Source organism: Lacinutrix gracilariae (genome assembly GCF_042684485.1).
Taxonomy (GTDB): domain Bacteria; phylum Bacteroidota; class Bacteroidia; order Flavobacteriales; family Flavobacteriaceae; genus Oceanihabitans; species Oceanihabitans gracilariae.
In genome coordinates this window covers 286,213-307,328 of sequence record NZ_JBHULM010000007.1, presented here as the reverse complement: position 1 = coordinate 307,328, position 21,116 = coordinate 286,213, and the positions used below count along the sequence as shown (strand labels likewise).

The following is a 21,116-nucleotide window of genomic DNA, read 5'->3' as shown; positions in this document are numbered from 1 at the left end:
TTCTGAGCTTGTCGAAGAATCATTTATGCAAACAGAAACAATTTTATACATAATACTATCTGGAATTATAGCGCTATTATTAGCGCTTTTTCAGTATAAATCTAAAAAGAAAAGCATGTCTAAAAACAACATGCTTTTTTCTTTTTTAAGGTTTATAAGTATCTTTTCATTGTTACTGCTTTTAATAAATCCTAAATTCGAAAAAGTAAGCTACTATACAGAAAAACCAAACTTAGTAGTTGCTGTAGATAACTCTAGCTCGATTACGCATTTAAATCAGAAAGAAAATGTACAGCAATTAGTAGCAGCAATTAAAAATAATGCAGCGCTTTCAGAAAGATTTAATCTAGATTTTTTCTCCTTTGCAAACACGTTAAAAACAACAGATTCTTTAAGTTTTTCAGAGAAACAAACCAATATTGATAGGGCTTTTAGTGATTTTTCTCAAATTTATAAAAACACAACTTCACCAATACTTTTAGTAACCGATGGTAACCAAACCTTTGGTAATGATTATGTGTTTTCTGCAGAAAAAGTAAAGCAACCAATATTTACCGTAATTTTAGGAGATACCATTAGTTATACCGATTTAAAATTGCAACAACTTAATGTAAATAAGTATGCTTTCTTAAAAAATAAGTTTCCTGTAGAGGCTATTGTTACCTATAACGGAAACCATGCTGTGAATTCTAAGTTTGTAGTTACTTCTGGAAAAGCTACAGTATATTCTCAAAATCTAAGCTTCAGTAAAACGGTAAATTCAAAAATTTTAAACTTTACTTTACCTGCAAATCGAGTAGGAGTGCAATCGTATAAAGCACAAATTATTCCTATTGAAAGTGAAAAAAATACGATTAATAATTACACTAATTTTGCTGTTGAAGTTATAGATCAAAAAACAAATGTTGCTATAGTTAGTGATTTTATGCATCCAGATTTAGGTGCTTTTAAAAAGAGTATTGAAAGCAATGAACAACGCGAAGTTTCTATTGTTACTCCTAATGAATATTTATTGCAAAAAAATGATTTTCAATTAGTTATATTGTATCAGCCAAACAATAACTTTAACTCTGTTTTTAAAAGTTTAAAGCAAGATAATGCGAATAAATTTTTAGTTTTAGGAGGTAAAACAGACTATGCTTTTGTAAATGCAAACACTTTAGATTTTAAACAAGACATCACCAATCAAACCGAAGATTATCAAGCAAGTCTAAACACAAATTATAACACTTTTATTATAGACGATTTAGATTTTGAATCGTTTCCGCCTTTGCAATCTTCTTTTGGTTCTGTTACTTTTTCTATTCCTGTAGAAACTATTTTAAACAAAAATATACGAAGCATAGATACACAACAACCTTTGCTTGCCACTTTTGAAACCAATAGCAGGAGAGAGGCTGTTCTTTTTGGTGAAAATATCTGGAAATGGAGAGCACAGAGTTTTTTAAACACAAAGTCCTTTAATAGTTTTGATAACTTTTTAGGCAAATTGGTGCAGTATTTAGCTTCTACCAAAAGAAAAGACAGGTTAAATGTAGATTATGAATCTTTTTATCCTGGCAACGCTAATGTAGTTGTTAAGGCGCAAGTTTTTAATAAAAACTATGAGTTTGATGCAAAAGAGTCTCTAAATATTATAGTACAAAATAAAGAAACTAAAATTTCTAGTACGTTTCCATTTATTTTAAAAGGAAATAATTATCAAGTAGATTTAAGTAGTCTAGCAGCTGGAAACTATAGTTTTACGGTTAAATCTAGCAATGAAAACATATCTAAATCTGGTGCTTTTCAGATTTTAGAATATAATATGGAGCAACAATTTTTAAACGCCAATGTAACAAAACTACAGCGAGTGGCTACTAATACAAATGCAGATAGTTATTTTATTGCAAATACAGATGGATTATTAAGCAAATTGTTAGATGATGATCGCTTTGTTAGTATACAAAAAAGCAGTAAAAATGTTGTACCTTTAATTGATTTTAATTACTTGCTAGCTTTACTTATTTTAAGCTTAGCATTAGAATGGTTTATAAGAAAATATAACGGATTAATATAAAAAACAAATATGGATAAATTACCTAAAATAGCAGTGCCTTTTATTATTACACTAGTATTCTTAATTATTTTAATTTCTAAATCAGCAGTGACTATTGGTCCTGGTGAAGGAGGTGTATTATTTGAGCGCTTTGGCGATGGTATTAATACAGAACACACTTATGGCGAAGGTTTTCATATAGTAGCACCTTGGAATGATATGTTGGTACATAGAGTGCGTCAGCAATCGGTTTCTGATGAAATGAATGTGCTTTCAGTAAATGGATTAGAAGTAAAAGTAAACGGAACCATTTGGTACGAGCCAGAGTTTTCTAACCTTGGTAAACTTATTAAAACCAAAGGAGCAGATTATGAAAGAGAACTTCTAGATCCTGCAGTTAACGCTGCAGCAAGAAGTGTAGTTGGTCGTTACACACCAGAACAACTATACTCTAGTAAAAGAGATGTTATAGAACAAGAAATTTTAGAAGAAGTAACTAACTTATTAGATGGTCAATATTTAACGGTTAAAAAAGTGTTGGTAGAAGATGTAAAATTACCACCAACAATTAAAGATGCTATTGAGCGTAAACTAAAACAAGAACAAGAATCATTAGAGTATGAGTTTCGTTTAGTAACAGCAGATAAAGAAGCGCAAAAACAACGTATTGAAGCACAAGGTAAAGCAGATGCAAATAAAATTTTAAGTGCATCTCTTACAGATAAGATTTTACAAGATAAAGGTATTGAAGCTACCATTAAATTATCTGAATCTTCAAATAGTAAAGTAATTGTTATTGGTTCTGGAGACTCTGGAATGCCTATTATTTTAGGAAATCAATAAAACTTTAAAATACATTATTAAAAAAGGCATCTAAATTTTAGATGCCTTTTTTGTTTTATTATAGGTTTCAAATTACTGTAACCAACCTTTTTTATTGGCATGTTTTGTATACCAAATTAAAGCAATAGCCACAATAATAATTAGTATTGTCATCACATTAGCCATTTTTAAAGACAAAACTACGTAAGCCATTTGTATACAAACAGCAATGGCTCCAACTAAAAATATAGGATAAGCCCATTTTTTTCGTAATAATAAAGCAATACAACCTAAAGTACCAGCAAATACAGCAATACCAAAAACTGCAGTATACCACATAGGTAAGTTTTCATACATGGCAAGTTCGGCTTCTGTTAAAGAAGCATGCGTTTCTTCATCCATATAAACTTGCATTAGATATGCTGAAACACCTAAAAGATTCCATATTAGTGCAGTAACAGTGATAATCCAAAACCAAATAGGAGGTTTATTAGTTGTAGTAGTAGTCATGTTTAAGAGTTTTTTGTTAGTTAATTATAATACAATTTATAAAAATTTTGTTAGATGCATTAAAATAGGTTACTTGCTAGCTCTAACACTTTTGTAAAATATGTTTAATAAACGTTATTATTATTTAATTACTATTCAATATTTAGGCTATCGTTTTCATGGTTGGCAAAAACAACCAAACGTAAAAACAGTACACTTGATGATTGATAGAACTTTTAAATTTATTTTAGAAGGAAAGCGTTTTAAAACCTTGGCTTCTGGTAGAACAGATGCTATGGTTTCTGCCAATGCCTCTGCTTTTGAATTGTTTTTATATGAACCTATTGAAGACAAAGATGCTTTTCTTGCACTGTTTAATCACAATTTACCTCAAGATATTCGTGCTTTAGCAATAGAAGAAGTAGACGCTACATTTAATGTAATACAGCATTCTAAAACAAAAGAGTATTTATATCTTTTTACGCATGGCGAAAAATGCCATCCGTTTTGCGCTCCAATTTTAACAACAATTCTAGATAGGTTAGATATAGAAGCCATGCAAAAAGGAGCAGCGCTTTTTCAAGGCACGCATAATTTTAAAACCTATTGCTACAAAGCTTCTAATGAAGGTTTGTATACCAGAGAAATTTCTACTTGTGAACTAGTAGAAAATACGGTTTTTAGTGCCAATTTCTTCCCAGAAAAAACATATATGCTTCGCGTAAAAGGAAAAGGATTTGGTAGAAATCAAATTCGGTTAATGATGGGAGCACTTATAAAATTAGGTAGAGCAGAAATTACTTTAGATTATATTAAAGCTACTTTACAGCCAGAAAGTAAGGAGGTTATGGATTATATTGCTCCAGCTTCTGGTTTAATATTGAATAGTATTGAATTTGAATAAACTTTAGTATTTTTATAGATATATACAAACTACATGGCTCAAAAAAAACGTAAAATAATTAAACGTAAAAAGTCTTACAAAACAATAAATACAGCTCCTGGAACTGTAGCTTATGTTGGCGAAAAACAATTTCTTGAAACCAAAGTAGATATTGTTAATTACAATAGAGAAAATTGCGATTTTAATAAATCGGATAAAGTAGAAGATGCGTTCAATTTTAAAGGCCAAGAGCATGTTACCTGGATTAATATTAACGGTTTAAACAACACTACAGAAATTGAAAAATTAGGATTGCATTATAACTTGCATCCATTAGTGTTAGAAGATATTGTTACCACTAACCAACGTGCTAAACTAGAAGAATATGAAGAGTATCTTTTTATTGTTTTTAAAATGCTACATTTTAAAAATGAAGATGAAATTGTTTACGAGCATATGAGTATGGTTGTTGGCGAAAACTATGTACTTACTTTTCAAGAAGCAGATGGTGATGTTTTTGATGATTTAAGAGATAGAATTAGAAATGCCAAAGGAAGAATTAGAAATGCTAAAGCAGATTACTTAATGTACACTATTTTAGATGCTGTTGTAGATAATTATTTTACGGTTATTGAAGCAGAAGGTGATAAAATAGAAGATTTAGAAGAAACGCTTTTTATTGAAGAGTCTAACTCAAATACCACTACCACAAGTATTCAAAACCAAAAACGCGAAATTTTAAAAATTCGTAGAACCGTTTTTCCTTTTCGAGAAGTAGTAAACAAACTTGAAAAATCTGAAATTGAATTTATTGAGGATAAAACAAAAAACTACCTACGCAATCTATATGACCATATGATTCAAGTAAATGAGAGCATTGACTTATATCGTGAAATGATTTGGGGACTTATGGATTTGTACATGACTAATATTAGCAATAAAATGAATGAAGTCATGAAAGTACTAACCATTATTGCTACTATTTTTATTCCGTTAACCTTTATTGCAGGAATATATGGAATGAACTTTTCTAACATGCCAGAACTTACAAACCCTTATGGTTACTATATTGTTTGGGCAGTAATGATTGTGATACTTATTATTATGTTAATTTATTTTAGAAAGAAAAGATGGCTTTAACATAATTTATGTTAATAAAAACCTAAAACTGTTAAAACCTGTTAAAGGGCTTGACAAAAGTGAGATTTCCCATAGTTTATATAGTGTTCGAACAAACAAACCGTTTAACACAAAAATATAATTATGAGTTATTTGAATATGAGAGATGAGAAATTATTACCTGTAGTTGTAGAATTAAATACACTACTTGCAGATTACCATATTTATTATCAAAAACTAAGAAACTTTCACTGGAACATTCTAGGAGAAAACTTCTTTGACCTTCACAATAAATTTGAAGAGTTGTACAAAGATGCACAACTAAAAATCGATGAAATTGCAGAACGTATTCTTACACTAAGATTTCATCCTATGAGTAAATACAGTAACTATTTAAAAATATCTTCGGTAGAAGAAGCAAAGTCTTTAAAATCTGATAAATACATGGTTTCAGAAATTTTAAAAGACCACAAAATTATACTAGGGCAAATGTCTGCTATAATTGAAAAAGCAGAAGAAGCCTCAGATGAAGGTACCATTGATCTTATTGGTAGCTATATTCGTCAATTAGAAAAAGCAAGCTGGATGTTAGAAGCTTGGACTAAAAAAACTTCCGATAAGTTGCAGAGTGTTATGGTTGATTAAGTTCTTAGTTTTTTACTAAAACAAAAAATCAATGTATAAACTCTAAAAACTTATTAAAAAAATGAAAGCGCAATTACAAACTGCTGTAGAATCTCTTATTGAAAAACTAGAAGGATGGTTTACTACAACAGTAGAAATGATACCAAATTTATTACTTGCAATTTTGGTAATGATAGTAGCCTATTTTACTGCAAAATATGTAAGAAAATTTGTTACTAAAATAGCTTCAAAAAAAATTTCACAAGATTCCATTAGTATTATTATTGGTAAAGTTGCTGCAATAGCTGTAGTAGCTGCAGGACTATTTTTAGCCTTAGGAATTTTAGATCTTGGTAAAACATTAACCTCTTTATTGGCAGGTGCTGGTGTTGTAGGTTTAGCCGTAGGTTTAGCATTACAAGGTACATTATCTAATACTTTTGCTGGTTTAGTACTCTCTTTTAAAAAGAAAATTGAAATTGGTCATTGGGTAGAAACCATGGGGTTTTCTGGTGAAGTTATAGATATTAATTTAAAAGATTTTACACTAAAAGAAGCAGATAATAATATGGTTATAATTCCTAACAGAACCATATTAGAAAATCCATTAAAAAACTACTCGCTTACTACTAAAATGCGAGTTATGCTAGAGTGTGGTGTTGGTTATGAGTCTGATCTTGAAAAAGTAGAACAACTTACCAAACAAACTATAGCAAATAATTTTGATCAAGTAAAAGATCCAAACAACGTCGAGTTTTATTACACCGAGTTTGGCGGAAGCTCTATTAACTATTTATGCAGATTCTGGATCGATGCTGAAAATGCATTAGAAAAACTAAAATCAAAAAGTAGAGCAATTATTGAAATTAAAAAAGCATACGATAAAGAAGGAATTAACATTCCATTCCCTATCAGAACCCTTCAATTTGATTCCAATTTATCTGTTGAAAATGCAGATAAGTTTCAAGAAGAATTCTCTAATAACTAGAGTAGGAGTATACCATTTTCAAGTATAGTCTATTACACTAAAATTTTAAAACCAAAAGATATGTTACGTTGGACAATCACATTTATTATAATCGCATTTATTGCTGGAATACTAGGATTTAGTGGTATTGCAGGAGCTTCTGCAGGAATAGCAAAAATACTATTCTTTATCTTCATAGTGTTATTTGTTTTATCACTAATAAGAGATATAATACGTAAAGCTTAAAATAAATACCAACATAAAACCAATTATAACAATTAACCATTTAAATAAAATAATTATGAAAAAAATAATAATAGCATTAGTACTTATGTTTTCCATTTCAACAGTATTTACAAGTTGTAGAGAAGAAAAGAAAACCACAGGTGAAAAAATAGAAGAAGCTGTAGATAATACAGGTGACGCTATTGAAGATGCTGCAGATGATGTAGGAGATGAAGTAGAAGACGTTAAAGATGAAATTGAAGATCAAGTGAAATAATTTTTTATCAAAACGTCAAAAAAATGTTTAACCAAAAATTATAAAATAAAAATGAAAAATTTAATATATATATGTAGTTTGTTAATAGGTTTAGGTGCTTATGCACAAAACAATAATCCTGTTGATGTTACTGAAGAAACCACTGTAAAAACCGTTAAAGAAAAAGTAAACGGAAAAATAGTAGAGAAAAAAATAAAGGTAAAAACGCTACAAACCCAAGAGGTAAAAATAGATCCTAAATATCGATATGACCTTAACGGAAAACGTATGGATACACCTATTAAAGTAACAAAAACCATACAAGTAGATAAAGATAATGATGTAGCATACGATACTAAAACAAAAGTTACTTACTATAAATTTAAGGATAAAGATTATTCTTTTATTCCTGATGAACAAGGTTTTGTAGTGTCTGTTAAAGAAGGAGATAAAGATGTAACTTTTGGTACAGCTAGATACTCTGCCAAAAACATGAGTTATATTTTTACCACAGACACGTATACAGGAGTTGGTTATTTTGATAAAAATAAAACCTTTGTTATTGAGTATTTTGATGGTAAAAGTGACGGGTTAGTAACCAAAGAATTTAAAATTGCTAAATAATAAACCCGTTATTAGTACATTTTTTAATCCTAAATGTACTGTGTATTAATAGCAGAAAAGCCTCGGTAAAACCGAGGCTTTTTGTATTTTTAAACCTATTTAAAATTTGTATCATGAACAAAACAATACCACAAGAAGCTTTTGACTTTTTTAAACGATTAGAAAAAAATAACAATCGTGATTGGTTTAATGAAAATAAAAAAGAATTTAAAGAAATTGAAAAAGAGGTTAAGCAAGCATATACGCAGCTTTTTGAAATGCTTAGTGCACATGATGAAATAGATAAAATGAAAATGTTTCGTATATATAGAGATGTTCGTTTTTCTAAAAACAAATTGCCTTATAAAACCCATTTTGGTGGCTCTTTTAGTAGAGTAAAACCAAACTTAAGAGGTGGTTACTATGTACATATTCAACCAAATAATGAAAGTTTTATAGCGACTGGTTTTTGGGAACCTAATAAAGAAGATTTGCTTCGTATTAGAAAAGAATTTGAGCAAGACGACGACGAAATTAGAGAAATAATAGACAATAAAAAGTTTAAAAGTATTTGGGGAGAATTGGTTGGAGACCAAGTAAAAACAGCACCTAGAGGCTTTGATAAAGAACACAAAGCTATAGACTTAATTAAGAAAAAGCAGTTTATATTCACCAAAAAATATACAGATAAAGAAGTGACTTCACCAGAATTTTTAAGCCAAGTAGATACTGCATTTAAAGCAATAAGACCTTATTTTAATTATATGAGTGATGTGTTAACCACAGATTTAAATGGCGTTTCATTAATTTAAACAGCAGCCAAAAACTCTGGTTTTTCTAACAATTGTATATTACCAAGTAATTGATCTTTAACAATAGACATCATACGTTTGTTTAATGCCGAAGAATTTTTAATGTAAACAAGATATTCTTCTGTAGTAAATAAACCTATAACCATTCCTTTTAAAGAATTTCTAAGTTTCATGTCTTTTTGTACAGCATTTTCAATGTAACAAATACGTTTTTCAATAGATAATTCATAAAATACGTTTTTATGCTTTTTAGCATAATTTTTAAAAACCTCAATAAATAATGGCACTTGTAATTTAGCTATAGGTCTAAGTACAAGGTTTTGAAAACGTTCATCTGCTGTCATGTCATCATTAATAATAATAGATGCAATTTCAGGTCGTACTTGTTTTAAATTTAAGTCTCTAGTATTCATAGTTATAAGTTTTTATTAAAGTTAGAGATAATATAAAGCACAAAATTACAACTGCATTTTACTTGTTAACTAGTTTATTAACAAGCTATATTTTGGTATCTTTACACTAAGTTTTTCAATAAAAATAATATGAAATTTGGAAGCGTAACACATCCAGAAATAATAGATTTCACTTTACCTCAAGACCATAAAGACACACGTCGTGTTTTAAATACAACACAGAGAAAAGAGAATCCAGAAATTTATGTTGGTTGTGCTAAGTGGAATCGAGCAGACTTAAAAGGATTTTATCCTAGAGGTACAAAAGATGAATTGGTCTATTATTCCAGTCAATTTAATGCTATAGAACTTAACGCTACTTTTTATAGAATTTTTTCAGCAGATCAATTTGCTACTTGGTATGATAAAACACCTAACGGATTTAAATTTTTCCCGAAGCTTAACCAAGATATTAGTCATTGGAAACGTTTAAACGGAGTAGAAGAGGTGGTTAATAATTACCTTAATAATGCTGTTAATCTGAAAGAAAAATTAGGAACTATCTTTTTGCAAATGCATAGTAATTTTGCGCCAAAAGATTTTAATAGAGTGGTAGACTTTGTAGAATCTTGGCCAAAAGAAATTTCGTTAGCTATAGAGTTTAGACATACTAATTGGTATAATGATGCTGTAGTTGCAGAAGACCTTTATCAATTATTAGAAGAAAATAATATATCTAATATTATTGTAGATACAGCAGGAAGAAGAGATTTAATGCATATGCGACTCACAAATGCTACAGCGTTTGTACGTTATGTTGGTGCAAACCACGAAAGTGATTATGCAAGATTAGACGATTGGATAGAAAGGTTAAAAGTATGGAACGACCAAGGAGTAAAAGAAATTAATTTTTTTATTCATCAAAATATAGAAAAAGAATCCCCTTTGCTTTCGGCATATTTTATTGAAAAATTAAATAAAGTATTAAACAGTAATCTTAAAATACCAAATCAAGATTTACAACAAAAATTATTATAACATATGAGATTTCACACAAGAAAATGGATAAAACCAGAAGATTTAAACCCAAATGGAACTTTATTTGGTGGTAGACTTTTAGAATGGATAGATGAAGAAGCTGCTCTTTACGCAGTAGTTCAACTAGAAAACCAACATGTAGTAACAAAATTAATGACCGAAATTGACTTTAAAAGCTCTGCTAGTCAGGGAGATATTATTGAAATTGGTATTGATGCTGTAAAATTTGGAAAGTCTTCTTTAACCTTGCGTTGCGAAGTTAGAAACATGATGACTAGAGAAACTATTATTACTATTGAAAAAATTGTAATGGTAAATTTAGATAAACAAGGTAATGCTGTTCCTCATAACAAAACAGAGATAGAATTTGTAGGAGATAGACTAAACGCTTAGTAATTAAACGAGTAAAGAAACATAATAACGATAATTAGAGGTAGTTACAGAAATAGTTGTGATATTGTAGTATATATAAGTTGTTAGTAATACACTTTCAATACGTAAAGAAAGAAAAAATATGCTATTAATCCCTTTTCGTAATGTAGTGTTGAACTGTTTTTTAAGTTGTAAGCTCCACATACTTTTATTGCTTATTTTAATTAATAGTACAAACCTACATTCTCAGACCACTTTAATACCTGACTCAAATTTTGAGCAAGCCCTTATATCTTTAAATATAGATACTAATGGTTTAAATGGTAATATTCTAAACAGTGATGCTTTTGCTGTAACTAGCTTGTTTATTGGTAATATTGGCGTAAATGATTTAACAGGTATTGAAGCCTTTAAAAGTTTAGTTCATTTATTTGCTTACAACAATCAATTAACTTCTATAGATTTAAGTTATAACCCTTATTTAGAAGTTTTAGACTTAGATAACAATAATTTATCTTCTTTAAATCTTGATGTAAACACTGCTTTAAAAAGTGTTTATATAAGTAATAACAATTTAAGTACTTTAGATGTAAGTAATAATTTACAGTTAGAATTTCTATCTTGTAACCTAAATACTATTAGTGCTTTAGATCTTTCAGCAAATACCGCTTTAAAAGATTTAAGATGCTATGATAATAACTTATCTGCTATAGATTTTTCTAGTAATACTAATTTAGAATATCTGTTTATATCACAAAATAACTTATCTGCATTAGATGTGTCATCTAATACTGCTTTAAGAACAATTACATGTGATAATAATAACCTAAACAATCTAGATGTTTCTAATAATGTTGCCTTACGTTATTTTAGTTGTTCTAATAATAATTTAAGCAACTTAGATCTTAGTAGTAATTCTAGTATGAAGTATTTACTTTGTAATAATAACAATCTTACTAGTTTAGATGTGAACAATTTAGGGGATTTGTTTTTGTTTTACACACAAAACAATCAAATTCAAGATATAGATATTTCTAATAATCCAGATGTTAAATATGTTAGAGCAGAACACAATTTGCTAAACACTATAGATGTTAGAAACGGAAATAACCATCGTATAAATGAGTTTGTAGTTACAAACAATGAAAACTTAAACTGTGTTTTTGTAGATAATACTTCTGCTAGTTATTTAAATGATTGGGAGGTAGGAAGCTCTTGTAATTTTGTTGCAGATGAAAACGAATGCCAAACCTTAAGTGCACAAGATTTTTTAGAGGTAGATTTTGCAATGTATCCTAATCCAGTCACTGCATCGCAAGTAACTGTAAATTTAAATGCTCCTAAAGCAAGTATTTCTTTATATACTGTAAATGGTCAGTTTCTTCTTAAAAAAGATTTAGAGCAAGGAAATAACACCATAGACATCTCTAGACTAAGTACAGGACTATATATTGCTGCAATAAAAACAGAAGATAGCACAATCACCAAAAAGTTAGTAATACAATAGAGTTACTCGCGCAGTAACTCTTTAATTCTATTTTCTAATTTTTTACCAGAAATTTTGCCACTTGCAATTCTTCCTTGTTTATCTATAAGTATTTTGTAAGGTATAGACTCTACACCATATCTAAATGCTATAGTTTTATTTTTGTCTAAAATATGTGTATCCCAACTTAAATGATCGGTTTGAATAGCGCTTAACCATTCTGGTTCAGCTTTATCTTCACTAACACTTAAAATAACAAAATCTTCATTCTTGTACTGCTTATACAATTGTACCAAATTAGGGTTTGTAGCTCTGCAAGGAGCACACCAACTTGCCCAGAAATCTATGAGTACTACTTTTCCTTTTAAAGCAGCTAAAGATATGGTTTGTCCCTTAGTATTTGGTCCGCTTAAAGCATAAGCAATAGGTCTGTATTCTGTAGATTTTATGTTTTGTTTAGCTTCTTTTTCTTCCAGCTTAACAATGTCGTTATTTAGTGATTGTACAGCAGGTAACTGTTTTATGTTGGCTGTTAACGTATCATGCAGCTTTCTTAAGCTTTTAGCAGAAAAACTATGGTAGTTTTCTTTAAATACAAAAGGAATAAAGTTAGAGCTGTTGTTAGATTCTATAAACTGTTTCACAAAAGCAATTTTTTCAATTTGTAAATTCTCTAAATCCGAATTTAATATTGAAGTTCTTTTACGTACTGTTTGAGGAGATTTATATTTTAAAAATAATTCACGCTCTTTATAATCAAAAGCATCCATTTTAGATTTATAATCAAAATATACTTTTTGCGTTTCAGAATTTGAAGAAGTAGATGAAAGAAATAAGTTAGTATGCAAAAACATATTAATTTCTGAAGCATCTACAAGAAATTTATACATTACATCACTTTCATCTACTTTAATAGCGTAATATTCTGGTTGAGGAGCAATACCTTTAAAAATAAACCCTTTTTCTTTAATATAAATAGTATCCATTAAAGTAAGAGTATCTTGTTCTACTTTATAGATATATGCTGTATTTAAATTGTTACTAAAGGTGGTTCCGCGTAAAATAAACTCGTTTTCTACTAATGGCTCTTCGGCCTTAGTAGTTTGATTAGCTTTAATAGTTTTTTCCTTTGTGCAGCTTGTTAAAGCAATTAGAATAAAAGAAAGAACTAGAAAATGAGAGCATTTATTTCGCATTTTATAGAATATTTAATATGCTATAATACTAAATATTTTTCAGATATTTCTTTTCTACATAAAAAGTAGCAAATGGTAATACAGAGGCAATTAGCACAATAAACATGGTTTTTGTGTTCCATTTTTTCTCCATACCAACTATAATTGCTAGAGCTACATAACCAACAAACAGCAATCCATGAGGCATACCTAGTAGCTTTACAAAATAATCACTACCATTTGGTGAGCGTTTATATATAGCAGCAGCCATTAGTAATAAGTAAGAAACACCTTCTAATAATGCTACTAAACGGAAAATATTTTTTAAAGAAAACATACATTTTATTATTAAGTTGCAAATATAATTATAGTTTTTTAACGTATCTTTAAAAATCAAGTTATTAATCAAACCAATTACAAATGAGAGTACCTTCACTAATGGTAGTGCTTTTTGCGCTTACCTACAATTCCTGTAAAAAAGAACCTGAACCAATTGCACAAGAAACCACAGAATTTAAGATAGATTATGAAAAATTTGTTTTAGATAATGGACTTGAAGTCATTTTACATGAAGACCATAGCGACCCAATTGTTGCTGTTGCTACTATGATGCATGTTGGCTCTAATAGAGAAAAACCTGGTAAAACAGGATTTGCACACTTTTTTGAACACATGAGTTTTAACGATTCTGAAAATGTACCTGTTGGTGCTAATAGAAAAATGATTCCAGAATGGGGAGGAAGTAGAAACGGAGGAACTTGGAGTGATGGTACTGTGTATTATGAAGTAGTACCAAAAGATGCCTTTGAAAAAATACTATGGATAGATTCTGACCGCTTTGGCTATATGATAAATACCGTTACTAAAGAAGCCCTAGAACGAGAAAAACAAGTAGTGAAAAATGAAAAAAGACAACGTGTAGATAATGCTGCTTATGGGTATACAGATGAAATTATTAGAAAATATCTATATCCAGAAGGACATCCTTATAGTTGGACAGTTATAGGCGCGCTTCCAGATTTGCAAGCAGCAACTATTGAAGATGTAAAAGAATTTTATAATCAATATTACGGAGCAAGTAACGCTTCTTTAGTTATAGCTGGAGATATTGATATAGAAGAAACAAAGGGATTAGTAGAAAAATGGTTTGGCGAAATACCTAGCGGACCAGAAGTAGAAAAACTACAAGTAGATCCTGTGGTTCTTGAAGAAACAAAATCGCTATATTTTGAAGACAATTTTGCTAAACTACCAGAAATGAGAATGGTATTTCCAACAGTAGAAGAATACCATCAAGATGTGTATGCTTTAGAAATCTTAGGAAAACTTTTAAGCGGAAGTAAAAATGCTCCTCTTTATAATGCCATTGTACAAGAACAAAAACTAGCACCAAATGTAGGTACGTACCAATCGAGTAATGAATTAGCAGGTGAGTTTATTTTTAGAGTTCGTGCCAATGCAGGAACAGATTTAGATAGTGTTAAAATAGCCATTGAAAAAGGACTGACAATGTTTGAAACCAATGGTGTTAATGAAAAAGATTTAAAACGTATTAAAGCAGAATTAGAAACAGATTTATATCAAGGTGTTAGTACGGTTTTAAACAAAGCTTTTCAGTTAGTACAAGATAATGAGTTTAAAGGAGATCCTGGTTTTATAGTAGAAAGTGCAAAACTTACAGAAGCAGTAACTGCAGCAGATGTTATGCGAGTATATAACCAATATATAAAAGATAAAAACTACGTAATGACTAGCGTTGTACCTAAAGGACAATTAGATTTAGCAGTTACAAACGCTATGCCTGCAACCGTTTGGCAAGAAAGAGTACGTTATAATGTTGCAAACGAAGAAGTAGGTCAAGGTGCAGAGGCTGTTTATGAAAAAACACCAACGAAACACGATAGAAGTGAGCCAGCATTTGGAGAGTTACCTTTGTTTAAATCTCCAGAAATATGGAGAGGAACTCTTGAAAACGGATTAACATTATATGGTATTGAAAACCACGAAGTACCTTTAGTACAATTTGATATCACTATTCCTGGAGGACAATTGCTAGATCCTATAGGAAAAGAAGGTGTTTCTAGTTTGTTAAGCGATTTAATGTTAGAAGGTACAGCAACCAAAACACCTGCAGAGTTAGAAGAAGCCTTAGGTTTGTTAGGAGCCACAGTACGCATGTATAGTGATAAAGAAGATTTTCATATTACAGGTTCTTGTTTAACCAAAAACTTTGAAGGTACCATGTCTTTGGTAAAGGAAATAATACTAGAACCTCGTTGGGATTTTAAAGAGTTTGAACGTTTAAAATTAGCTTTAAAAACCAACTTAAAAGGCAGAGAAGCAAATCCTAATACTATTGGTTTTAATGCTTTTAATAGGTTAGTTTACGGAGAAAACCATCGTTTTGGTACACCTAGTTCAGGAACTCTAGAAAGTATCAAAGAGATAACCATAAAAGATTTAAAATCATACTACAATAATTTATCGCCAAAAGAAGCTAAATTTCATATTGCTGGTGCAATTACCAAAGAACAAACAGAACATATAGTTAGTGTATTAAATACATGGAATGGATATAAAATTGCAGTTCCACATTATAATTTACCTATTGCTAATAGAAAAGGAAACCTTTATTTTATTGATGTTCCAGATGCCAAACAATCGGTAATTTACATTGGTAAATTAGTTGTTTCTGCTAAAGATGAAAATGCCGATAAATTAGAATTTGCTAATGAAATTTTAGGAGGTGGTTCTAGTGGTAGATTGTTTCAAACTTTACGTATAGAAAAAGGATATACCTATGGTGCGTATTCTGGGTTTTCAAAAAGTAATGAAGTAGCTCCTTTTGCAGTAAGAACCAGTGTTAGAGCTAATGCTACTTTAAAATCTTTAGAAATTATTAAAGAAATGCTAGAAAATTACCAATCTAGTTTTACTAATGACGAAGTGAAATTGACAAAAAATAAAATTTTAAAAAGCAATACTAGAGCTTTTGAAAGTTTAAGAGCGCAATTAAGTATTTTAAAAAATATAAGTAAATACAATAAGCCAGATACGTATATTGAAGACACGCAAGATGCATTGACGAAAATGACTTTAAACGATTATAGAACCACAATTAATAATTATTTAAACGAAGAGGAAATGATTTATGTGGTTGTTGGTGATAAAAAACTACTACTACATGAACTAAATAAATTAGAGAAACCTATTATAGAACTTGATATTCACGGAAATGTAATAGATGTTCCTGCTTTTTATTAAGTATCATAACTAATAAAAACAAAAACGCAACCTAAGTATAAACTAGGTTGCGTTTTTTTTATATTATAAATAAAAGCTCTTAATTTTCTGCAGACATTAAAGCAAAAAACTTATCAATATTTGGTAAAATAATAATTCTTGTTCTTCTGTTTCTAGCTCTGTCTTCACTAGTTTCATTACCAACTAAAGGTTGGTAGCTACTACGTCCTGAAGCAATTAATTTTTCTGGAGCTACATTGTATTGGTGTTGTAATTTTCTAACTACAGAAGTTGCACGTAATACACTTAAATCCCAGTTGTCTTGTATTTTATCTGTACTAATGCTTCTAGAATCTGTATGCCCTTCAACCATAACATCAATACTTGACTCAGAGTTAATGACATCAGCTAATTTTTGTAAAATATTATCTGCTTTATTGCTTACTCTATAGCTTCCTGTATTAAATAACATTTTATCAGAAATAGAAATCATTACCACAGTTTCATCAATACTAACAGCAATATCATCATCTTCGTTAAAAGTAGAAGTATCCATTTTTTTCTTCAAATTATATGAAACAGCTAAGTCCATAGAATCTTTTAATGTTTTTGCTTCACTTACTAAAGCAGGATCTACTTTAGCTAAAGTTTCACGCATTTTAGTTTTTGTATCGTTAGAAATTACTGCTACACCAGCAACATTTTCCATTTTGCTATTATTTTCTTCGTTTAAAGAAGTATTTAAAGAGGCTAATGTGTTAATTTTAGTATTGTATTGATCTACACGTTCTTGAATAGCAGCAAATTTTCCTTCAAGGTCTTCTTTTTCTACTTTAGTTTTTGTTAGTTCACTTTTAATTTCACCATTTTCATTCTCTAAAGCAAGGTATTTCTTTTTAGATACACATGAAGTTAAAACTATTGCTACAAGTAACAGTATTGAAATTTTTTTCATAATAAATTTAAAGTTTTTGTTTTCCTTATCTACGCATAAAAAGCAGTAATGGTTTTCTTAATTCTTGTTTTTTTTAAATTCTCAAAAAACAGAATCTAATAAAATGCTGCCTTTCAATAATTTGCTGCAAGAAAATATTTCTATAAAATTTGTAAATTTTCAATAATTAAAACCTCTATTTGGTCATCCATATTATCTGAAATCGTTTCTGTAGAGTAGGTAATTTTAAATGTTTTCCCAATAAATTTACTGTTGGTTAAATCAAATTTTCCTGAAGCTTTATCAGAAATTCTATCAAAAGCATGTGTAGTCTTTGCTTCATCACTAAAATAATAAACTTCATTTTCCATTCCGTCAAACGTAGCATAAATAGTTTCGTTGTCTTGAAGCGTAATAAAAGTGCTTATTGTAAAAAAGGCAATTAGTAGCGTTTTCATATGTTATGTTTTAAAATTACTCTTAATATACGCATTTTCAGGGGCTTTCTACTTATATAAAAATGATAATCTTTAAATTCTAATCTATTTGAAATTACAAGCAAACACTAGCAGCATATTTCTTACTTTTACAAAAATATTTTTATGCATTTTACAAGAACTTTTTCTACCATAAATACTAGGCAACGTATTGCAGTTAAACTAAACGCAAAAGGAGAGAGGTCTGTAATACAAAAACATCCTTGGGTTTTTTCAGATAGTATAATAAAAACAAATAAAGATCCACAAACAGGAGACTTGGCTATTATTTTTGGAAAAAACAAAAACAAAATTATAGCTTTTGGTTTGTTTGATTTGGCTTCTCCTATTCGAATAAAAATGATTCATCATGGGGATGCTATTGCTATTGATGCTAGTTTTTTTAATCAGAAAATTAAAGAAGCTTATAATAAAAGAAGTACTTTATTAAAAACAAACACCAATAGTTACCGACTGCTTTTTGGTGAGAATGATGGTTTTCCAGGTTTAATTGCAGATGTATATGCTAGTGTTTTGGTGGTGAAATTGTATTCAGAAATTTGGCTACTAGATTTACAGAGTATTCTTGAAGCTTTAATAAAAACAAGTAAATGTAAAACCGTTGTTATACGTTTAAGCAGAGGGTTAGAGCAAAGTAAGACGCATGATTTAAATGATGGAGAAGTAGTTTATGGTGTTTTAAAAAACGAAGTAGTACAGTTTGTAGAGCATGGTGTACGCTTTTCGGCCAATGTAATTCATGGACATAAAACAGGATATTTTTTAGACCATAGATTAAACCGTAAGCAAGTAGGTGAGTGGAGTCGTGGTAAAACCGTTTTAGATGTATTTAGTTATGCTGGCGGATTTTCGGTACATGCATTAGCAAATCAAGCAAAAGAAGTTACTAGTTTAGATATAAGTAAGCAAGCTTTAGAAATAGCTGTTGCTAACGGAAAATTAAACGATTATTCTGGTGTGCATAAAACGATTGCTGGTGATGCCTTTGCTGCTATGAAACAGTTAATAAAAGATAAGGTTACTTTTGATGTGGTAGTAATAGATCCTCCTAGTTTTGCTAAACAACAAAGCGAAATAGACTTGGCAAAGAAAAAATATGCACAATTGGCTAGTTTAGGATTGCAATTAACAGCAAAAAAGGGCTTATTAGTTTTAGCATCTTGCTCTAGCAGAATTCTAGCCCAAACTTTTTTTGATATAAATGCTCAAGTTTTAAGAGCTTCTAATAGAAACTATAAAATTATTTTAAAGACGCAACACGATACAGATCATCCTATAGGTTTTCCTGAAGGTGCTTATTTAAAATGTGGTTATTATAGCTTAGACCAATAAATTTTAAAGCTATAAATCTGAAAAACAGAATAAAAATGTGTCTGAAATTTAGTTTCAAATCTTATCTTTAAGATAAAAATGAAAATTGTTTATTTGTTTTTTGTAATACTTATGATACACCAAGATAACAACGCTATTATTTATCATTCAAAAACAGACCAGAACACCAATAATTGGTATGTGCTTAATGATGGTGTTATGGGAGGACTTTCAAAAAGCACAATATCAATAAATACAGAAGGAATTGCTTTATTTAAAGGGTACGTTACTACAGAAAACAATGGAGGTTTTGCTTCTGTTCGTTACGCTTTTAAAACAAAAGAAGTTTCGCCATTTACACATGTTGTATTACGAGTTAGAGGAGATGGTAAAACATATCAATTTAGAATTAAACAAAAACAAGAGCAACGTCATAGTTATGTAGCAACGTTTTCAACTTCTGGAAATTGGGAAACCATTACATTACCATTAGCAGATTTTTATCCTAGTTTTAGAGGTAAAAAATTAGATATACCCAATTATACAGCAACAACAATGGAAGAAATTGCATTTTTAATTGGTAATAAAACAAAAGAAATTTTTCACTTAGAAGTGAAAAGCATTATACTAAAATAAATATAAAAGAATAAAAATAGGTTAAAATATATCTAATATACATTAGCCAACTATACTATAAATACAAACATTATATGGCATCATTTTCAGCGTTAGGTTTACATAAAAACTATGTAAAGTCTTTAAAAGAATTAGGCATTAAAGAACCTACAGAAATACAACAACAAGCAATTCCTATTTTATTAAAATCTAAAAAAGATTTAATTGGTTTAGCACAAACAGGAACAGGAAAAACAGCTGCTTATGGTTTGCCTGTATTACATAGAATTAATCCGAATAAAGCTGAAATTCAAGCCCTAATTTTATCACCAACTCGTGAGCTTGTTCAACAAATAAAAAAACAGCTCTTTAAATTTACAAAGTATAATGATGCTAAAATATTTTGTGAAGGTGTGTATGGTGGCGAAAAAATAGATATTCAAATAAAAAATCTAAAACGTACTACACATATTATAGTTGCAACACCAGGACGATTAGTAGATCTTATTGGTAGAAACGTAGTGGATTTAAAAAATGTGGAAACTTTAGTTCTAGACGAAGCAGATGAAATGCTAAGTATGGGTTTTAAAGACGATTTAACTACCATTTTAAAAACTACAAAACCATCTAAAAACACCTGGCTTTTTTCGGCAACCATGCCTGAAGCTTTAAAAGATATTGTAAAACGCTATATAAAACCAGATGCTATTAAGCTAGAAGTAAACAGAAATAGTTTAGTAAACGCTAATATTAAGCATCTATTTGTAGAAACTACAATACAAAACAAAGTAAATGTATTGGTTTCTCTTTTAGAAGAAAGAGATACCGAACGTGGTATTATTTTCTGTAAAACTAAAGCAGGAACACAAGCATTAACAGAACAATTACAAAAAGAAGGATTTAATGTTGGCGCTCTAGAAGGCGATATGCAACAAAGAGATCGTGAAAAAGTAATGCGAGCTTTTAAAAATACCAGTTTACAAATATTAATTTCTACAGATGTTTCTGCAAGAGGTATTGATGTAAATAATCTAGGATTTGTAATTCATTACCAATTACCAGAACATTTAGAGTACTATACACATAGATCTGGTAGAACTGCTAGAGCAGGAAAAAAAGGAGAGTCTATAGCTTTAGTTTTGTCTAATGAAATTTCTAGAGTACAACAAATAGAAAAAGCGCTCGGAATTAAAATGAAACCAAAAACATTGTAAT

At 29.7% G+C, this 21,116-nt stretch carries 23 protein-coding genes; 17 read left to right on the top strand and 6 right to left on the bottom strand.

Translation table 11 applies throughout. From position 1 onward, the window contains the following. Positions 1-25 precede the first annotated feature (25 nt). Positions 26-2,059: a VWA domain-containing protein gene (locus ACFSSB_RS04300; protein ID WP_379901333.1), complete on the top strand. Its 2,034-nt coding sequence runs from the start codon at positions 26-28 to the stop codon at positions 2,057-2,059. A 9-nt stretch (positions 2,060-2,068) separates the two neighbouring features. Beyond that, a complete protein-coding gene (locus ACFSSB_RS04295) occupies positions 2,069-2,881 on the top strand; it encodes a prohibitin family protein (RefSeq protein ID WP_379901331.1) in 813 nt (270 codons plus the stop codon). Between the two features lie 72 nt (positions 2,882-2,953). Here the strand turns inward: ACFSSB_RS04295 and ACFSSB_RS04290 are convergent, their stop codons facing one another. Beyond that, entirely contained in the window at positions 2,954-3,370 is a 417-nt protein-coding gene (locus ACFSSB_RS04290) for a hypothetical protein (RefSeq protein ID WP_379901330.1), read from the bottom strand. 100 nt (positions 3,371-3,470) lie between these two features. On the opposite strand from ACFSSB_RS04290, the gene ACFSSB_RS04285 reads away from it, so the two are divergent. The 8 genes from ACFSSB_RS04285 (at position 3,471) to ACFSSB_RS04250 (ending at position 8,838) form a co-directional block, all read left to right on the top strand. After that, positions 3,471-4,253, top strand: coding sequence for a tRNA pseudouridine synthase A (locus tag ACFSSB_RS04285; protein WP_379901329.1), 783 nt, complete (start codon positions 3,471-3,473; stop codon positions 4,251-4,253). 33 nt (positions 4,254-4,286) lie between these two features. Further along, positions 4,287-5,372, top strand: a complete 1,086-nt coding sequence (gene corA / locus ACFSSB_RS04280) for a magnesium/cobalt transporter CorA (protein ID WP_379901327.1) — start codon at positions 4,287-4,289, stop codon at positions 5,370-5,372. A 123-nt stretch (positions 5,373-5,495) separates the two neighbouring features. After that, positions 5,496-5,996 (top strand): Dps family protein, encoded by a 501-nt coding sequence (locus tag ACFSSB_RS04275; protein ID WP_379901324.1) that lies wholly within the window; start codon positions 5,496-5,498, stop codon positions 5,994-5,996. Between the two features lie 61 nt (positions 5,997-6,057). Continuing rightward, positions 6,058-6,963: a mechanosensitive ion channel family protein gene (locus ACFSSB_RS04270; protein WP_379901322.1), complete on the top strand. Its 906-nt coding sequence runs from the start codon at positions 6,058-6,060 to the stop codon at positions 6,961-6,963. A 60-nt stretch (positions 6,964-7,023) separates the two neighbouring features. Beyond that, entirely contained in the window at positions 7,024-7,188 is a 165-nt protein-coding gene (locus ACFSSB_RS04265) for a DUF1328 domain-containing protein (RefSeq protein ID WP_379901320.1), read from the top strand. Between the two features lie 55 nt (positions 7,189-7,243). Continuing rightward, on the top strand, positions 7,244-7,444 hold the full coding sequence (locus tag ACFSSB_RS04260; RefSeq protein WP_379901318.1) for a hypothetical protein: 201 nt from the start codon (positions 7,244-7,246) through the stop codon (positions 7,442-7,444). A gap of 51 nt (positions 7,445-7,495) precedes the next feature. Then, positions 7,496-8,047, top strand: a complete 552-nt coding sequence (locus tag ACFSSB_RS04255; protein ID WP_379901316.1) for a hypothetical protein — start codon at positions 7,496-7,498, stop codon at positions 8,045-8,047. A 113-nt stretch (positions 8,048-8,160) separates the two neighbouring features. Further along, positions 8,161-8,838, top strand: a complete 678-nt coding sequence (locus ACFSSB_RS04250; protein WP_379901313.1) for a DUF2461 domain-containing protein — start codon at positions 8,161-8,163, stop codon at positions 8,836-8,838. Here ACFSSB_RS04250 and ACFSSB_RS04245 read toward each other — a convergent pair. Continuing rightward, positions 8,835-9,251 carry a glyoxalase gene (locus tag ACFSSB_RS04245; protein ID WP_379901311.1) on the bottom strand — a complete coding sequence of 139 codons (417 nt, stop codon included), beginning with the start codon at positions 9,249-9,251 and terminating at the stop codon, positions 8,835-8,837. The two genes, ACFSSB_RS04250 and ACFSSB_RS04245, sit on opposite strands and share 4 nt — an antisense overlap. Positions 9,252-9,380: 129 nt before the next feature. Here ACFSSB_RS04245 and ACFSSB_RS04240 point away from each other — a divergent pair, with 129 nt between their 5' ends. From ACFSSB_RS04240 to ACFSSB_RS04230, 3 genes are all read left to right on the top strand, one after another. Beyond that, positions 9,381-10,268, top strand: coding sequence for a DUF72 domain-containing protein (locus ACFSSB_RS04240; protein WP_379901309.1), 888 nt, complete (start codon positions 9,381-9,383; stop codon positions 10,266-10,268). Between the two features lie 3 nt (positions 10,269-10,271). Beyond that, on the top strand, positions 10,272-10,661 hold the full coding sequence (locus ACFSSB_RS04235; RefSeq protein WP_379901307.1) for an acyl-CoA thioesterase: 390 nt from the start codon (positions 10,272-10,274) through the stop codon (positions 10,659-10,661). A gap of 190 nt (positions 10,662-10,851) precedes the next feature. Next, positions 10,852-12,147 carry a T9SS type A sorting domain-containing protein gene (locus ACFSSB_RS04230; RefSeq protein WP_379901305.1) on the top strand — a complete coding sequence of 432 codons (1,296 nt, stop codon included), beginning with the start codon at positions 10,852-10,854 and terminating at the stop codon, positions 12,145-12,147. A 2-nt stretch (positions 12,148-12,149) separates the two neighbouring features. On the opposite strand, the gene ACFSSB_RS04225 is transcribed toward ACFSSB_RS04230, so the two are convergent. Next, entirely contained in the window at positions 12,150-13,322 is a 1,173-nt protein-coding gene (locus tag ACFSSB_RS04225) for a thioredoxin-like domain-containing protein (RefSeq protein ID WP_379901303.1), read from the bottom strand. A gap of 28 nt (positions 13,323-13,350) precedes the next feature. Then, a complete protein-coding gene (locus tag ACFSSB_RS04220) occupies positions 13,351-13,638 on the bottom strand; it encodes a DUF3817 domain-containing protein (RefSeq protein ID WP_379901301.1) in 288 nt (95 codons plus the stop codon). Between the two features lie 83 nt (positions 13,639-13,721). Here ACFSSB_RS04220 and ACFSSB_RS04215 point away from each other — a divergent pair, with 83 nt between their 5' ends. Next, positions 13,722-16,565 carry a M16 family metallopeptidase gene (locus ACFSSB_RS04215; RefSeq protein ID WP_379901299.1) on the top strand — a complete coding sequence of 948 codons (2,844 nt, stop codon included), beginning with the start codon at positions 13,722-13,724 and terminating at the stop codon, positions 16,563-16,565. Positions 16,566-16,644: 79 nt separating this feature from the next. Here the strand turns inward: ACFSSB_RS04215 and ACFSSB_RS04210 are convergent, their stop codons facing one another. Both ACFSSB_RS04210 and ACFSSB_RS04205 read right to left on the bottom strand, forming a co-directional pair. After that, positions 16,645-17,499, bottom strand: a complete 855-nt coding sequence (locus ACFSSB_RS04210) for an OmpA/MotB family protein (protein ID WP_379901297.1) — start codon at positions 17,497-17,499, stop codon at positions 16,645-16,647. Between the two features lie 140 nt (positions 17,500-17,639). Beyond that, positions 17,640-17,936, bottom strand: coding sequence for a hypothetical protein (locus ACFSSB_RS04205; RefSeq protein ID WP_379901295.1), 297 nt, complete (start codon positions 17,934-17,936; stop codon positions 17,640-17,642). A 144-nt stretch (positions 17,937-18,080) separates the two neighbouring features. On the opposite strand from ACFSSB_RS04205, the gene ACFSSB_RS04200 reads away from it, so the two are divergent. From ACFSSB_RS04200 to ACFSSB_RS04190, 3 genes are all read left to right on the top strand, one after another. Continuing rightward, entirely contained in the window at positions 18,081-19,307 is a 1,227-nt protein-coding gene (locus ACFSSB_RS04200) for a class I SAM-dependent rRNA methyltransferase (RefSeq protein WP_379901293.1), read from the top strand. 111 nt (positions 19,308-19,418) lie between these two features. After that, positions 19,419-19,922 (top strand): CIA30 family protein, encoded by a 504-nt coding sequence (locus ACFSSB_RS04195; RefSeq protein ID WP_379901291.1) that lies wholly within the window; start codon positions 19,419-19,421, stop codon positions 19,920-19,922. Between the two features lie 74 nt (positions 19,923-19,996). Beyond that, positions 19,997-21,115: a DEAD/DEAH box helicase gene (locus tag ACFSSB_RS04190; RefSeq protein WP_379901289.1), complete on the top strand. Its 1,119-nt coding sequence runs from the start codon at positions 19,997-19,999 to the stop codon at positions 21,113-21,115. The last annotated feature ends 1 nt before the right edge of the window (position 21,116 follow it).